Annotated in this window: 5 protein-coding genes; all 5 read left to right on the plus strand. The window is 69.2% G+C overall.

The window, feature by feature from the left end:
• Positions 1-7 precede the first annotated feature (7 nt).
• The 5 genes from WMF43_RS16140 to WMF43_RS16160 all read left to right on the plus strand — a co-directional run bounded on the left by WMF43_RS16140 (position 8) and on the right by WMF43_RS16160 (position 17378).
• Positions 8-1477 carry a tetratricopeptide repeat protein gene (locus tag WMF43_RS16140; protein WP_437681263.1) on the plus strand — a complete coding sequence of 490 codons (1470 nt, stop codon included), beginning with the start codon at positions 8-10 and terminating at the stop codon, positions 1475-1477.
• Between the two features lie 260 nt (positions 1478-1737).
• Complete coding sequence (locus tag WMF43_RS16145; RefSeq protein WP_437681264.1) at positions 1738-1977, plus strand: hypothetical protein; 240 nt, start codon at positions 1738-1740, stop codon at positions 1975-1977.
• 89 nt (positions 1978-2066) lie between these two features.
• Complete coding sequence (locus WMF43_RS16150) at positions 2067-4112, plus strand: AgmX/PglI C-terminal domain-containing protein (RefSeq protein ID WP_437681265.1); 2046 nt, start codon at positions 2067-2069, stop codon at positions 4110-4112.
• A gap of 676 nt (positions 4113-4788) precedes the next feature.
• Positions 4789-5703: a tetratricopeptide repeat protein gene (locus tag WMF43_RS16155; RefSeq protein WP_437681266.1), complete on the plus strand. Its 915-nt coding sequence runs from the start codon at positions 4789-4791 to the stop codon at positions 5701-5703.
• Between the two features lie 71 nt (positions 5704-5774).
• The gene (locus WMF43_RS16160; protein WP_437681267.1) at positions 5775-17378 is read left to right on the plus strand and encodes a tetratricopeptide repeat protein; all 11604 of its coding nucleotides are present in this window, start codon (positions 5775-5777) and stop codon (positions 17376-17378) included.
• The last annotated feature ends 215 nt before the right edge of the window (positions 17379-17593 follow it).

Raw genomic sequence — 17593 nt, forward strand, 5'->3', positions numbered from 1 at the left:
GCGAACCATGAGAAGCATCACCTCACTCGCAGCGGTCGCGGCGCTCCTTCTGGCGGCGACGGGTTGTGGCGGCGGCGGCGGCGCCGGCCCCTCGGGCCCGACGGCGAAGGACCCCACGACGGGCAAGGCGATCACGAACAGCAAGGGCGAGGCCGTGTCCGTCGAGGCGGCCAACAAGTTCAAGAACGCCATGGACAGCATGGTCCAGCACGACAAGGCCGGGGACTGGAACGAGGCCTCGTGCCGGTCCACGGCCGAGCTGTTCCTGGACGCGGCGGACGAGCAAGGGGACAAGACGTTCGCCGAGGCCATCTACAACGCGGGGCTCGCGTACCAGCGTTGCAAGAACGACGCGGAGGCGAAGAAGTACTTCCAGCAGGCGCTCCAGACGAACCCGAAGTTCCACCCGGCGCGGGTCCAGGTGGCGCTCTACAACCTGGCGGACTCGGGCGAGAAGAACATCGACAAGGCGATCGCCGAGATGCGTCAGGCCGCCGTCGTCGACGCCCAGTACAAGAACGTCGAGGCGCTCGTGCACCTCGCGCTCCTGTACATGAAGCGCGGCAACAACGAGCCCGACAGCGACGGCCCCAACGACTTCCAGCGCGCGAAGCGGTACATCCAGAGCGCGCTGGCCGTCGATGACGCCTTCATGCCCGCCTTTAACCAGCTCGCCATCTACTACCTGGAGACGGCGAAGCAGAAGGCCGGCAGGAAGTCGGGCAAGTCGGTCGCGACGAACGTCAGCAAGCAGAAGAAGGTCGACACGCAGGCGCTGGAGCTCGCCGCGCTGGTCTGCTCGCAGGCCATCCGGAAGAACCCCAACTACGCGCCGATCCACAACACCGCGGGGATGATCCAGGTCGAGCTCGCGAACCTGAACGGCGCCGTGCAGGCGTTCAACACGGCGCGCAAGCTCGATCCGACCTTCTACGAGGCGCAGATGAACTACGCGGCGGTGAACCTGCAGTTCCGCGGGTTCCAGCAGGCGGAGGAGGCGTACCGCGCCGCGCTCCGGATGAGGCCGAACGACTACGACGCTCACCTCGGACTCGCCCTCGCCCTGCGCGGCCAGATCGACGACTCGAACTTCGACAAGTACGTGGCGGCGGCGAGCGCGGAGCTCGACGCCGCGAAGAAGCTCGCCCCCGAGCGTCCGGAGACCTACTACAACGAGGCGATCCTGACGCAGGAGTACAAGGCGAAGTCGGGCGGCAAGGCGGCGGAGGGCGCGCTCCAGTCGGCGAAGGGGCTCTTCGGCCAGTTCATCCAGAAGGCGGGCGCCAGTGCTGAGTTCGCTGACGCGGTGAAGCGGTCGAAGGAGCGCATGGAGGAGATCGACCAGATCATCGCCTTCAACAAGCAGACCGAGGCCGAGCGCAAGGCCGCGGAGGCCGACCTGAAGACGAAGGAAGCCGAGCAGGAGGCCGCTGCCGGCGCCGAAGGCGAGGCTGGCGCCGAAGGGGCTACTCAGTAGCCACCTGGAGCCGCCTTGTCCCGAGCCCCCTTCTCTCGCCGTACGAGGAGAGGGGGGCTCGTCATTTCTTCGTGTCGCTCCGGGAACCTTGGGTCCTTTCTGTTGTCGAGGCAGGCATGGGTCGCGTTCTCGGACGCCTCGACGGATTGCGAAGCTGGTTGACCGACCGCCGCGGTAGGCGGTACAATGGCACTGTAACTGCGTCGGAACATTCTGAGGAGGCTGAAATGAGAGGGTTGACCCGTTTGGGTGCGGGAGTCGTGGCTGCCGTTCTTGTGAGCGTGGTCGCCTCGTCGGCGTTCGCGCAGGACGCCAAGGCCGGAGGCGGGAAGAAGGACGAGGGCTACGGGTACGAGTTCTCCGACGATCCGCTGAACGCAGGGGGATTCGGCCCCAACGACGCCACCATCCGGGTGCGGCCTGGCCCGGTCCGGACGACGCTGATTCGGCCCCGCACCTCGTTCGTTCCGGAGATGCTCAAGTCGGTCGAGAACCTCTGATGTACCGGGCAGGTTGGTCCCTGCCCTGACGATTGATCCCCCGGTCGTGGGGGCGTGCGCCGCGGAGCGCATAGGGAAGGCTGGCGGAGATGGAAGGCAAGCAAAGGGTCGCTCTCACATTTGCCCTCTACCAAAACGAGGCGCTCGTCCGTCGCGAGACGATCACGCAGGATATCGTCAAGGTAGGCAAGGACGCGAAGAGCCATCTGCGTGTCGATGACGAGCTTGCCTCGCGCATGCACGCGGTCATCGAGGTCGCCTCCCCGCAGGACATCACGCTGATCGACCTCGGCAACGAGCCGGGGACGATGGTGAACGGGGCGCGCGTCAACAAGTGCAAGATCAGCCCAGGCGATCAGCTCCAGATCGGCGGCACGAAGATCATGCTGGAGCGCGCCGAGCCGGTGGCGGTCGCCGCGGCGGCCGGCCCGGCGAAGCCGGTCCCCGCGAACCCGTTCGCGGCGGCGCCGGCGGCGGCGCCGGCGAACCCGTTCGCGGCGGCGCCGGCGAACCCGTTCGCGGCGGCGCCGGCGAACCCGTTCGCCGCGACGGCGGGCGCGGCGGACCCGTTTGCCTACAACAACCCGTTCGCGCAGTCCGCGCCCGCGGTCGACGAGGTGCCCCCGGACGCGCCGGAGGGGTCGTACACGTACACGCTCGTCAAGAACGGGCCCGACGTCCCGGCCGATGAGACCGAGGTCCCGGCGGCCTCCGTCGAGATCATGATCCTGTGGGACGCGGCGGTGCTGCACGTCGCGCACCTCACGCCCCCGCGCTCCTTCTACGTCGGCGAGGAGGAGGGCAAGAACTTCAAGTGCGACTTCTTCATCCCCTCGGAGAAGCTGGGCACGACGCGGGCGCCGATCGTCCTCGCGGACCGCAGCGGCTCGGTGTCCGTGGTGCTCCTGCCGCGCGCGACCGGCACCATCGAGATCCCTGGGCAGCCGAAGCTGACGGTGCAGCAGGCGATCGACGGGGGCCGCGCGCAGCCGAGCGCCGAGCTCTCGGGCGCCTACCAGATGGCGCTCCCCTCCGGCGCCAAGGCGAAGGTGGAGCTCGACGGGATCGTCTTCCAGGTGTCGGCCGTGAACGCCGGCCGCGTCGTGGCCGGTCACTTCCAGCTGGACACGCAGAGCCTGCTCTACACCGGCCTCTCGATGGCGGTGCACCTCGGGCTGCTCGCGGCGATGGCCTTCTTCATGCCGCCGCTCGGCGCGACGGACGAGGACGGGATCTCCGCGGATCAGCAGTTCCTCATCCAGCAGTACCTCGCGGCGGCCGCCGAGAAGGAGATGGAGGAGAAGGAGACCGAGCAGGTCGCCGAGAACGCGGCGGACAACAAGGAGGGCGGCACCGGCACGCGCGCCAAGGGTGAAGAGGGTTCGATGGGCAACCCGAACACCAAGGCCACCGGCAACCGCTACGGCGTCCAGGGCCCCGCGGACAACCCCGACCCGCACATCGCGCGCCAGGCCGCGCTGCGCGACGCCGCGGAGTTCGGCATGATCGGCCTGCTGAACGCCGGCGCCGGCGGCGATCCGAACGCCCCGACCGCCCCGTGGGGCCGCGACGACTCGCTCGGCAACGACGCGCTGAGCGCCCGCGGCAACATGTGGGGCGACCAGATCGGCGACTCCTTCGGCGCCGGCGGCCTCGGCCTCTCCGGCATCGGCGAGGGCGGCGGCGGGCGCGGTGAGGGCATCGGCCTCGGCTCGATCGGCACCATCGGGCACGGCGCCGGCACCGGCACGGGCCAGGGCTTCGGCTCCGGCCACGGCCGCCTCGGCGGGTCGCATCGTACCAAGCCGCCGCAGGTGCGCATGGGTGCGACGAGCGTGAGCGGCCGTCTGCCGCCCGAGGTCATCCAGCGTATCGTGCGTCAGAACTTCGGTCGTTTCCGGCTCTGCTACGAAAACGGCCTCAGGAATAACCCGAACCTCCAGGGCCGCGTCGCGGTGCGCTTCGTCATCGGGCGCGACGGCGCGGTGTCCAACGTGGGCAATGGCGGCTCGGACCTGCCGGACAACGGCGTGGTGTCCTGCGTGGTGCGGGCCTTCTACGGCCTGTCCTTCCCGCAGCCCGAGGGCGGCATCGTCACGGTCGTCTATCCGATCATGCTCAGCCCTGGCGGCTGAGCTAGCGCGCTCCGCTCGGTCAGCGCAGACGCCCCGCACGCACCGTGCGGGGCGTTTGCCGTTTCAGCGGCGGCAATGCCCGAGGCGAGGTCGCGTTCGGTGTCCAGCGCCGCCCGCTGCGCGGCGGGCGAGGTCGCGTTCGGTGTCCAGCGCCGCCCGCTGCGCGGCGGGCGAGGGGACGGCCGGGGCGACTTGCCACACCCGCCGCAAGGGGCGGTGCGTCACCGAGAAGGCGCGCAGACGGCGCGCCCGGCGGAAGCCTAAGCCCTGGACTTCCTCGGTTGGCTCCGCCTATTCTCGCGACGCCGAGCGAGGTTCACGCGCGCACCTCAGGATCACGTTTGACGGTGCCACAACGGAGCCGGTGCAACCGTCTCCGAGATTGAGGACGGGGCGGCGCAGCCGTCTCCGGGATGGTTGACGAGGCGGCGCACCCGCCTCGGGGAATGTGGACGGAGCGGCGCAGCCGTCTCCGGGTCGTTAGCGGAGCGGCGCAGCCGTCTCCGGGTCGTTAGCGGAGCGGCGCAGCCGTCTCCGGGTCGCTGACGGAGCGGCAGAGCCGTCTCCGGATCGCTGGAGGGGCGGCTCTGCCGCCCCGGATCGCTGAAGGGGCGGCGCAATGCCCACGGTCACGTTAGGAGCCGGCGGAGCCGATTCCATTCGAAAGGTGAGGTCGATGAAGCTTGGGGCATTCTTGATGGTCGGGCTGGTCGCGACGAGCGCGGCGGGGCTGGGCTGCAGCAGGCACCGCCAGGAGGCCGTCATCCTGGCGAATCAGGCCGATAAAGAGGTCGCGGTCAACCCCGACGGCGCGGCCAACAAGTACGAGCAAGCGACCAAGCTCGACCCTAGCAACCACCGCATCTTCTACAAGCTGGCGATGGCCCAGAAGAAGCAGGAGCAGTGGGACAAGGTCGCCTCCACGCTGGCGCGCGCCACACAGATCGCCCCCAAGTACGCGAACTACTGGTTCGAGCGGGGCTGGGCGCTCGAGCAGCAGGCGAAGAAGAAGACGATCTCGTACGAGGAGGCCAAAGAGCCGTACCAGAAGTGTATCGAGAACGATCCCAACTTCGCCGACTGCTACTCCCAGCTCGGGAACGTTTACCTCTGGACGGACGACGAGCAGAAGGCGCTCGAGAACCTCACGAAGGCGATCGAGCACAACCCGACGGAGATCCGGTACTACGCGGCGCTCGCCGACCTGTACGCCCGCCTCGGCTACACGAAGGAGGCCGAGCAGGTGCTCAAGGAGGCGAAGAGCTTCGCGAAGGAGGGGGACAAGTACCTCTTCGGCATCCACAGCCTGCTCGCGTCGGTCTACCAGGACCGCGGGTCCACGGCGGAGATGGTGGCCGAGCTCGAGGCCGCTCGAGCGGTTGCGCCGTCGGATGGTCCGGAGTCAGTACAGATCCTCTGGAGTCTTGGCAGCACGTACGCGACCCTGGATCCGCCGCGCAAGCAGGAGGCGATCCAGATGCTCAAGGGGTTCACCACGCGCGCCTGCAAGGGATCGAAGGCAGCGAGCTTCAAGACCGAGTGCGAGACGGCGAACACGCTCGTCGCGCGCCTCGGTGGCCAGGGGCCGTGATGCCGCGCGCGGCGCGGGGTACGTAAGGCGTTTCAATCCGTTCGAAGGTCGGGGCCGAGGGTCGATAATCAATGGATCTTGCGCAGCGTCTCAATCATCTCGAGTCGGTTCATGACTGGCAAGGGCTCGTCGAGGAGCTCGAGAAGGGGATTGCGGCCGAAGGGGACGCGACCCGGAAGGCGGCGTATCACCTGAAGCTCGGGCGGCTGCTCGAGGAGAAGTTCCTTCAGGCCGTCAAGGCGCTGAAGCACTTCCAGGACGCCTACAAGCTGAATCCAGCGCTGCTCGAGGCGCTGGAGTCGGCGCGTTCGATTTACTGGGACCTCGGCAAGACCAACATGGTCCAGAAGCTCCTGGAGCTCGAGCTCCGGAACGCGCCCGAGGGCACCGCGGCCGCCGAGCTCCTCGTGGAGCTCGGCGACGTGCTCTGCGACGCGGGCGATTTCGAGCGCGCGACGGCGACGTACGCGCGCGCGCTCGGCGTCTCCGGCGGGACGAGCGAGGAGGCGCGGGCCTCCCTCGGCGACATGCAGGTGGATCAGTCGTCGTGGGCGGGGCACATGGCGGAGCTGGTCGAGGCGGCCGACGCGGCCGCGACCGTGAGCGAGCGCAAGCGGCTGCTCCTGCGCGCGGCGCGGCTCGCGAAGCGCTTCGATCGCGGCCAGCTCGAGGGGCTGCTCCGGCAGGCGTACGAGGCGGCGCCCTCCGACAAGCAGGCCGCGGCGATGTTCGAGGGGCTGCTCGCGGAGGAAGAGCGGCCGCAGTCGATCCTGGAGACGCAGCGCCGCATCCTCGACGCGCGCACCGGCGTGTCGCGCGGCGAGGCGGCGTTCAAGTTCGGCGTCCGCTGGGCCACGCGGCACCAGAACGTCGAGATCGGCTCGAAGCTCCTGGAGGAAGCGCTCCGGTACGACCCGTCCAACGAGGCGGCGTTCGCGTACCTGCGCGAGCTCTGGGGTACGAAGGAAGGCAACTGGGAGCGCGTCGCGTCGCTGGCGGAGAGCGCGGCGAACCAGAACGGCAGCTCCCCGTTCATGATCGCGCAGGCGGGCGGCATCGCCTGGCGGCAGCTCGGCAACCTCATGCGGGCGAGGAGCTGGTTCGAGCGGCTCTCGGCGGTCGCGCCGACGCACCCGAGCGTGAGCGCGTTCGAGGCCCAGATCGGCGAGCGCCTCACGGCCGCCGCGCCGGCGGCCTCCGGGTCCGTCGCGCCGGCGGCCTCCGGGTCCGTCGCGCCGGCGGCCTCCGGGTCCGTCGCGCCCGCGATCGCTGCGCCGGTCGCGCCCGCGATCGCTGCGCCGGTCGCGCCGGCCATCGCCGCGCCGGTCGAGCGCGCGGACGTCACGCCCGTCCCCGTGAGCGCGCCGGCGCCTGTCAGCGCGCCCGCGCCCGTGAGCGCGCCGGCGCCTGTCAGCGCGCCCGCGCCCGTGAGCGCGCCGGCGCCTGTCAGCGCGCAGGCGCCCGTGAGCACGCCGGCTCCCGCAAGCGGCAGGGCCAGCGCGCCCGCCGACGAGCCGCAGGCGAACGGCGCCGCGGCGCCCGCCGTGGCCGCGCTCGCGGCCGAGCCGGCGCCGCGTGCGCCCGCCGAGAGCAGGCCCGCGGACTCCGAGGTCGGCCGGCGGCCGACGGCCCCGCCGCCCCCCGCCGCGGAGACGGCGGAGCGGGTCGAGGAGCTCAAGGCGAAGGCCAGCAAGCAGGAGCAGGCCAAGCGCTACAACGAGTACGTCAAGACGCTCATCGAGATCGCCGAGGCGGTCTCGGATCCCGCCGAGAAGATCGAGCACTACGCGAAGGCGGCCGAGCTCTATTCGGGCAAGTTCTCGAACGCGGCCGAGGCGGTGAAGTGCTACGAGGCGATCCTCGCGATCGACGGCGAGCACCCGCAGGCGGTCGAGTTCCTCCGCCAGAGCTACGAGAAGCGGCGCGACTGGGAGAAGCTCATCGGGCTGCTCCGGCGCGAGGCGTCCACGCTCCCGTCCGGCGCCGAGCGCGCCGCGAAGTACCTCGAGATCGCGAAGCTCGCGTCCGAGCGCGTGAAGAAGGTCGACGTCGGCATCGAGCTCTGGAACGAGGTGCTCGAGAACGACCCGGAGAACCCCGAGGCGCTGAACGCGCTGGCGGGCCTGTACGAGAAGAACAGGGACTACCAGGCGTACGCCGTGATCCTGCAGAAGCAGGTCGACACGACGTACGACAGCGCCCAGAAGCTCGCGCTCCTCAGCAAGCTCGCGCAGCTCTACGGCGAGCGGCTCAAGGACGACGAGGCCGCGGTCCGCGCCTGGCAGGAGGTGATCGCGCTGAACCCCCAGGACCGCAGGGCCCAGGAGGCGCTCAAGAAGGCGTACCTCCAGCTCCAGCGCTGGGACGACCTCGAGGTGTTCTACGCCGAGAGCGGCAAGTGGGACGAGTTCATCCGCGTCCTCGAGTCGCAGGAGGCGAAGGAGACCGACGACAGCGCCAAGATCAGCCTGCTGCTCAAGATCGCCGAGCTCTGGATGGTCCAGAAGCAGAAGGCGGATCGCGCGGCGCGCGCCTACGAGAAGGTGCTGTCGATCGATGGCTCGCACCTCCAGGCCGCCGAGGCGCTCATCCCGATCTACACGCAGGCGAACAACTCGAAGGGGCTCGCCGGCGCCATCGAGGTGAAGCTCTCGCACGACCAGGACGACGCCTCCCGGCTCGACCTCTACCGCCAGGTCGCCGCGCTCTACGAGACGCGGCTCAAGGAGCCGCAGAAGGCGTTCGAGCGCTACCTGTCGGCGTTCCAGATCGCCCCGCAGGACGAGCAGTGCATCGACGACGTCGAGCGGGCCGCGCGCACCACCGAGGGCTGGGACGCCCTCATCACGGCTTACTCCACGGCGATCGCGCGCGCGGAGAGCGAGGGGGACATCACGCTCGGCGTCGACCTCCGGCTCCGGCTCGGGCGCGTCCTGCTCGACGAGGTGAAGCGCATCGACGAGGCGCTGTCGCAGTTCCGCGCGGTCTACGAGGCCGACAGCGAGAACCAGGCCGCGATCAGCGCGCTGGAGCGGCTCTACCGCGAGACGGGCCGGTACAGCGAGCTGCTCGGCATCTACGAGAAGAAGCGGGACATCGTCACGGAGCCCGAGGAGAGGAAGCGCATCCTCTACGGGATCGCCGAGCTCTACGAGGGGGAGCTGCGCGACCCGGCGCAGGCGATCGCGACGTACCGCCAGGTGCTCGACGACGAGCCGACCGACCCGCAGGCGCTCGCCGCGCTCGACAAGCTCTACCGCGAGCAGGAGGACTGGGAGTCCTACGTCGACGTGCTCCGCAAGCGGATCGACTCCGACGTCGGGGAGCAGGCGCTCATCGACCTCAAGTTCCGGCTCGGGAGCACCCTCGAGAAACACCTGAACGATGCGGCCGGAGCGCTCGAAAACTACAAGGAAATCCTGATCCTCGATCCGGGCAACGACGCCGCGCGCCTCGCGCTCGAGGCGCTCTTGTCGAACGAGTCCCTGCGGGCCGAGGCGGCGGCTATCCTGCAGGAGATCTACGAGGGGCGCGGCGACTGGGAGAAGCTGATCCAGGCGCTCGAGATCCTCGCGGCGGCCGAGGGCGACACGGCGACGCGGGTCTCGCTCCTCCGCAAGGTGGCGCGGACGGCGGCCGACAACCTGAACGATCTCAACCGCGCCCTCGACGCGCAGTCGCGGGCGCTCAAGGACGACCCGTCGCACGCCGAGACGCGGGTGGAGCTCGAGTCGCTCGCCGCGCAGGCGGGCGCCTGGGATCGGCTCGACGTCATCTTCAGCGAGATCGCGGACTCGCTGAGCGACGCGCGGCTGAGCCGCGAGTACTGGATGCGGCTCGCGAGCACCCACGAGCGGCTGGGGAAGGTCGAGGAGGCGGCGAACGGCTACCTGCGCGTGCTCTCGATCGACCCCGGCGACTCGGAGGCGCTGGAGGCGATGGACGCGCTCTACCGGCGCACCGAGCGCTGGAGCGATCTCATCGGCGTCTACCGGCGCCGCATCGAGCTCGTGCACGAGCCCGGCGAGCGCGAGGGCCTCTACGCCCAGATGGCCGAGGTCTACGAGCAGCGGCTCGGGCAGCCCGAGGAGGCGATCGCCGCCTACCGGGAGGTCCTGTCCATCGACGACACGAGCCTCGTGGCGCTCACGGCGCTCGACGGGCTCTTCAGCCGCCAGGGCATGTGGGAGGAGCTGGCCGACAACCTCGAGGCGCAGCTGAACCTCGCGGTCGAGGAGGAGGCGCAGATCCGGCTGATGCTGCGCCTCGCCGCGCTGCGGGAGTCGCGGATGCGGCTCGTCGAGTCGGCGATCGACATTTACCGGCAGGTGCTCGAGCGCGAGCCGACGAACGTCGAGGCGCTCGCCGCCCTCGAGCGCCTCGGGAAGCTCCCCGAGCACGAGGTCGCGATCGCGGAGATCCTCGAGCCGCTCTACCGCCAGTCGGGCGACTACCAGAAGCTCATCGGGGTGCACGAGGTGCAGGTGCGCCGCAGCGACGACGTGACCCGCCGCGTCGAGCTGCTCCACCAGATCGCCGTGCTCTACGAGGACGCGGGCAACGATCTCAGCTCGGCGTTCGACACCTACGCGCGCGCCCTGAGCCAGGATCCGGCCTCCGAGTCGACGCAGGAGGGGCTCGACCGGCTCGCCCGCGCGACCGGCCGCTTCGCCGACCTCGCGCGCGTCTTCGAGACGCTGGCGGCGCAGCAGACCGACGCCGAGCTCGCGAGCACGCTCTACACGATGAGCGCGCGCATCTACGAGGGCGACCTCGGCGACATGGACAGCGCCGTCGGGCACTACCGGCGCGTGCTCGAGATCGATCCGCGCAACCTGCACGCGGCCGAGTCGCTCGAGCGGCTGTTCCGGACCTCGGAGCGCTACAACGAGCTGTCGCAGATCCTCCAGCAGAAGGCCGAGATCCTCGAGGAGCCGAACGAGAAGAAGCTCGCGCTGTTCCAGGCCGCGAGCATCGAGGAGGAGGTGCTCGAGCGGCACGACCAGGCGATCGCCGTCTACGGCAAGGTGCTCGAGCTCGACGCCGAGGACCTCAGGGCCATCGACGCGCTGACCAAGCTCTACCTCAGCCTCTCGCGCTGGCAGGAGCTGCTCTCGGTCTACGCGAAGAAGGCCGACCTCGTCCTCGATTACAACGAGAAGAAGCGCATCTACTACCAGATCGGCGCGGTGTACGAGCGCGAGCTCGGCGACGTGGCGAGCGCGATCGACACGTACCAGCGGGTGCTCGAGATCGATCCGGACGACCTCCAGGCGCTCGGGCGGCTCGACGTCCTCTACCAGACCTCGCAGAACTGGCTCGAGCTGCTCAGCGTCCTCCAGCACGAGGCCGAGCTCGCCTCGGATCCGGCGGAGGGGATCAGCTACCAGTACCGGATCGCGGAGCTCTACGAGAAGCACCTCGACGACGTGACGAGGGCCATCGAGCTCTACCGCGATCTGCTCCAGCAGATGCCCGATCACGAGCCGACGCTCCGCGCGCTCGAGCAGATCAAGGACGGCACCCGGGATCCGCTCGGCGCGGCGCGGGTGCTCGAGCCGATCTACGACGCGTCCGGGGAGTGGCAGAAGCTGATCAGCGTGCTCGAGGTCCAGGTCCGGGTCGCGGAGGACCCGTACCAGAAGGTCGACCTGCTCCACCGCGTCGCGCGGCTCTCGGAGGAGATGCTGAGCGATCACGTCTCCGCCTTCGAGACGTACGCGCGGGCGGTGACGAGCGACATCGGCAACGAGGAGTCGCTCTCCAACCTGGAGCGGCTCGCGATGGTGGTGAACCGCTGGCCGCAGGTCGCCGCGCTCTACGACGCGGAGCTCAACCGGCTCGGCGACGACACGGGCAGGCTCGTCGAGCTCGGGCTCCGGCTCGCCCAGATCTTCGAGACGCAGCTCGAGGACATCGACAGCGCCGTCGCGCGCTACCGGCGCGTGCTCGAGGCCGATCCGGAGAACCAGACCGCGATCGCGTCGCTCGACCGCCTGTTCACCGCGACCGAGCGGTGGAGCGATCTCGTCGAGATCCTCGCGCGGGAGGCGGAGCTCGGGCAGTCGCCGGACGAGATCCTCGAGTTCAAGTACCGGCTCGGCGTGGTGCACCAGACGCGCCTCAACGACCTGCCCGCGGCCATCGCGGCGTACCGCGAGGTGCTCACCGCGGCGCCCGAGCACTCGCCCACGCTGGAGGCCCTCGAGGGCCTGTTCGCGGCCGGGATCAAGCAGATCGAGATCGGCGCGATCCTGGAGCCGCTCTACCAGGCGGCGGCGGAGTGGGAGAAGCTCGGCGGGGTGCTCGAGGCCGAGCTCACCCACCTCACCCAGGAGCCGGACCGGCTGGCGATGTACTACCGGCTGGCCGAGCTCCAGGAGGAGCGGCTCATCTCGCCCGACGGCGCGCTCAGCGTCTACATCCGGTCGCTCAAGGAGTACCCGCGCGACGAGAAGACGCTCGAGGAGGTGGAGCGGCTCTCGGGCTCCGTCGACGGCGGCTGGGAGCTGCTCGCCAACGCGTACGCCGACGTGCTGGGCATCCACGGCGACAAGGAGGTCCAGACCAGCATCGGCAAGCGGCTGGCGCGGGTCTTCGAGACCGACCTCGGCGACATCGCCAAGGCCGAGGAGACGTACCGCTACGTGCTCGGGATCGAGCCGCTCGAGGCGGAGGCGCTCTCCAACCTCGACCGGATCTACACGCTCCTGGAGCAGTACCCCGAGCTCGCGAGCGTGCTCGAGCAGCGGGTGCGCGCGACGGAGGACCGCCCGGAGCTCGTCGACCTGTACCTCCGGCTCGGCCAGACGTACGAGGAGCGGCTCGGGCAGCTCGACGACGCCATCCGCGCGTTCCGGCGCATCTTCGACGAGCTCGAGACGACGAACGAGCAGGCGATCAGCGCCCTCGAGCGCATCTACACGACGAAGGGGGCCTGGACGCAGCTCAAGGTGGTGCTCGAGCGCGAGCTCGAGAACGCGATGGGCGACAGCCAGGAGGCGGACATCCGCGCCAAGATGGCGCACCTGCTCGCCGATCGGCTGAACGACGTCCAGGGCGCCGTCGAGACGTGGAAGCGCGTGCTCGACCTCCGCGGCGAGGATCCGGAGGCGCTCGGCGCGCTCTCCAACCTCTACGAGCGGGTGGGGCAGTGGGCCGAGCTCTGCGACGTCCTCGAGCGGCACTACGACATCGCGATCGACGACGAGTCGCGCGTCGCCGTGCTGCTCCGCCGCGCCAAGCTGTTCCACGAGCAGCTCGGCCGCGACGACTCGTCGCTCGACGACTACCAGCGCGTCCTCGACATCGACTACGCGAACCTCGAGGCGCTCTACGCGATCGCGGCGATCTGGCGGCTCCGCAACGAGCCCCAGCAGATCGTCAGCGCGCTGCACCAGACGGTGGATCGGGCGCGGGACGTCCTGCCGGTCGAGAACCTGATCGCGCTCTACCGCGAGCTCGGGACGACCTACCAGCACGTCCTCGGGCAGTCGTACGACGCCATCGACGCGTGGAGGAAGCTGCTCGAGGTCGACCCGAAGGACTTCGAGGCGATGGCCGCGCTCGAGAACCTGCTCCGGGCCGAGGAGCGGTGGGTCGAGGTCATCGACGTGAAGATGGGCCGGGCGGCGGCGTACGAGTCGCCGGCGGACAAGGTGCGCGAGTACCTCGAGGTGGCGCAGATCTGGGAGCACCAGGTCGGCGAGAAGGACCGGGGCACGCTCGCGTACGAGAAGGTCCTGGAGCTCGACCCGACGCACGACCAGGGCTTCGCGGCGCTCGAGGAGCTCCACGACGCGGCCCGCCGGAGCGAGCCGCTCATCGAGCTCTACCTCGCGCGCCTCGAGTCCCGCGAGGAGGTCGAGGAGAAGACCGACATTCTCCGCAAGGTGGCCCGCGTCTTCGAGGAGCAGCTCGAGGACAAGCCCCAGGCGTTCGACGCGCTCCTGACCGCGTTCGAGATGGACTTCTCGGACATGGAGACGGTCCGCTACCTCGAGCGCATGGCGCAGGCGACGAACCGCTGGCCCGAGCTCGTGCAGACGGTGAACGGGTGGCTGCAGCAGCAGACGGCGCCGCTCCAGAAGATCACCCTCTGCCTGCGCCTCGCCAAGTGGTACGCGGAGGACCTCGGCCGCCCCGACTACGCCCAGCCGTACTACGAGCAGATCCTCGCGCACGACCCGAACAACGTCGCCGTGCTGCGCCAGATGGCGAACTTCTTCAAGAAGACCGGCCAGTGGCAGCTGCAGGGCCAGCGGCTGACGAGCGCCCTCAACGTCGCGGTGACCGACGTCGACCGGAAGGAGATCCTGACGGAGCTCGGCGAGGTCCTCGAGAAGCACATGGGCGAGGTCGAGCAGGGGCTCAGCTTCTACAGGCGCGCCCTCGACGTCGATCCGCTGCACCTGCCGGCCCTCGAGGCGCTGGAGCGCATCTACACCGATCGCGATCAGCCGAACGATCTCGTCGACGTGCTGCTCCGCAAGGCGCGCAGCGTCAGCGATCCCGAGGTCGTCGCGTCGGTGAAGCTGCGCACCGCGGGCCTCTACGAGACCAAGCTCGGCCTGATCGAGAAGGCGGGCGCGGTCTACCGCGAGGTGCTGGAGATCGACGCGTCGAACCTCCTCGCCATGCGGGGGCTCGAGCGCGTCTACACGACCACGCACCAGTGGCCGGACCTCGTGCGCGTCCTCGAGATGCAGCTCGACGTCGTGACCACGGAGCGCGAGCGCATCGACGTGCTGATGAAGATCGCGACGCTCCAGGAGGAGCAGTTCCTGAAGCCGGACCTCTCGGCCGCGCGGCTCGAGCAGGTCGTCGAGATCGACCCGACGCACGAGGCCGCGCTCGAGGCCCTGGAGCGCTGCTACCGCCGGCTCCGGCAGTGGCACGACCTCATCAACACGTACGATCGGCACATCAACGCGTCGAACGATCGCAACAAGAAGATCGAGCTCTGGTCGCAGACGGCGAAGGTCTACGCCGAGGAGATCGAGGACCTCGATCGCGCGATCGACGCGTACCTGAACATCGTCGACATCCAGGACACGCACATCCCGGCCCTGGAGGCGCTGGCGAAGCTCTACGAGAAGCAGGACGACCCGGCGAAGGCCATCGAGTACATGACGCGCGTCGCCGACCTCACGGCCGACGGCAAGCAGCGCGTCGAGATGTACTACCGGATCGGCAGGCAGCTCGACGAGAAGCTCGGCGACCGGGCGCTGGCGCAGGACCGCTTCGAGATGGCGCTCGATCTCGATCCGGCCCATGTGCCGACGCTCTCGGCGCTGCGGGTCATCGCGATCGACGCGGCCGACTGGGACCGGGCGGCGCGGTACCTCGATCAGGAGCAGATGAACACCGACGCGCCCCGCGCCAAGGCGCGGCTGCTCGTCGAGCTCGGCAAGCTCCGCGACGACATGCTCGGCGAGCACGCGCTCGCGGTGCAGGCGTACGAGATGGCGCTGCAGAGCGACCCCGACAACGAGGACGCCGCGATGCCGCTCCTCACCGAGTACGTCTCCACGGAGCGGTGGGCCCAGGCCGAGCCGCTCGCGGAGATGCTCGTCAGGAAGAGCAGCAAGCGCGATCGGTCGGAGCAGCACCGGCTGCAGCGGACCTTCGGCAAGGTCCTCGAGCGGCTCGGCAAGGACGAGGCGGCGCTCAAGGCGTACACGGCCGCGCACAACCTGGATCTGACCGACCACGAGACGATCCGGGGCCTCGCGGACGTGAGCTTCAAGCTCAGCGACTGGGCGAGCGCGCTGACCAACTACCAGAAGGTGCTCACCAGCCTCGACGAGGGCGAGACCGAGGAGCGGGCCACCGTCTACTACAAGCTCGGCTGCATCAAGCAGGCGCAGGGGCAGTCGAAGCAGGCGGTCAACAACTTCGAGAAGGCGCTCGGCGCGGATCCCTCGCACCGGCCGACCCTCGAGGCGCTCGTCTCGGTCTACGACGGCCTCAAGGACTACAAGCAGGTCTGCCACTACAAGCGGCAGATCCTCGACAACGTCATGGACGGCGCCGAGCGGTTCAAGATGTTGAACGAGATCGGCGACATCTGGGTCGAGAAGGAGAACAACATCCCGAAGGGCATCGAGGCCCTCGAGGAGGCGCTCGACCTGGAGCCGCAGAACCACGTGCTGCTCCACAAGCTGCTCCCGCTCTACCAGAAGACGGGCCAGTGGGAGCGGATGGTGGACTGCATCCAGCGCATCGCGGATCTCGAGCCGCAGCCGGATCGCAAGAGCCGCTACTTCTACACGATGGCGCAGATCTACCGCGACAAGCTGGAGGACCAGGCGCGCGCGGTGGAGCTGTTCAACGAGGCGCTGGACCTCAACCCGCACTTCCTCGAGGCGTTCGAGCGCATCAACAAGATCCTCACCGCGCTCAAGGAGTGGAAGCAGCTCGAGCGGGCGTACCGCAAGATGCTGCACCGGGTCGCCGGCAAGGGGAACACGGACCTCGAGTACAGCCTCTGGCACGCGCTCGGGCTCATCTACCGCGATCGGCTCGGCGATCAGACCGCCGCCGTCGAGACGTTCCGCATGGCCTCGCGGCTCAAGCCCGAGGACGAGACGGAGCACCTCATCCTGGCGGAGCTCTACGAGCAGGGGCAGCAGTTCGATCAGGCGATCGGCGAGTTCCAGGCCCTGGTCAAGCTCGATCCGATGAAGATCGAGCCGTACAAGCGGCTCTACCGCCTGTACGTCGACAGCAAGCAGTACGATCAGGCCTGGTGCGTCGCGGCGGCGCTCGCGTTCCTCCGCAAGGCCGATCCCGACGAGCAGCAGTACTTCGAGGACTACCGGCCTCAGGGGCTCATCCCGGCGAAGAGCCGGCTCGACAACGAGCAGTGGATCAGGAACCTGTTCCACGAGGAGGAGAACCTCTACGTCGGCAAGATCTTCGAGATGATCGCCGGGGCGGCGCTCCGGGCGAAGATCGAGACCCTGAAGCAGCGGCGCGAGCTGCCCGTCCTCGACCAGCGGTTCCTGCAGGATCCCGCGACGTCGACGGTGACGTTCGCCCGGACCTTCGGCTGGGCGGCCAACGTCCTCGGGCTGCCGGCGCCGCGGCTCTACGTGCGGAGCGACGTGCCCGGCGCGCTCGTGGCGGTGGCCAACGAGCAGCCGGCGTCCGTCGCGGGCCAGACCGTCCTGACCGGGTTCTCGCCGCAGGAGCTCACCTTCATCGTGGGCAAGCACCTCGCGATGTACCGCGGCGAGCACTACATCAAGACGCTGTTCCCGACGGTCACCGAGCTGACGGTGCTCCTCTTCGCGGGCATCAAGCTCGTCGCGCCCGACACGCCGGTGCCGCAGGACATCGAGAAGCAGATCATGGCCACGGCGCAGACGCTCCGCGGGTTCATGCAGCCCATGCAGCTCGAGGGGCTCCGGATGGTGGTCAAGAAGTTCCTCGCGGAGGGCGCGAAGGCCAACATCAAGCGGTGGGTTCAGTGCGTCGACGTCACCGCCACGCGCACCGGCCTGCTCCTCTCGGGCGACCTCGAGATCGCCAAGAAGATCATCGCCGCCGAGCCGCAGCAGCCCGGCGATCTGCCGCCGCAGGACAAGCTCAAGGAGCTGCTCGTCTTCTCCACCAGCGACCAGTATTTTGCGCTGCGTCAGGCGCTCGGGATCGCGATCGGGGAAGGCTGAACGCGCGGGAGGGCCGTGCCCCTCAACTCTCGGGGATCACTACGTTAACCGGAGCAGCCGGGGGCCCTGCGCGCAGCGCGTTCGGCCCCCGGAGCTCCCCCCAGCGTCGGCGGGATGTACATCTCCATGAGTCTTCTTGACGGGGCATCAATCCTTACAGACGATCGGGTGCTGTGACCTCCTCATCGATGATCGTCCGGCTCCCCGTGCAGTCG

The organism is Sorangium sp. So ce131, assembly GCF_051519095.1.
Taxonomy (GTDB): Bacteria; Myxococcota_A; Polyangia; order Polyangiales; family Polyangiaceae; genus Sorangium.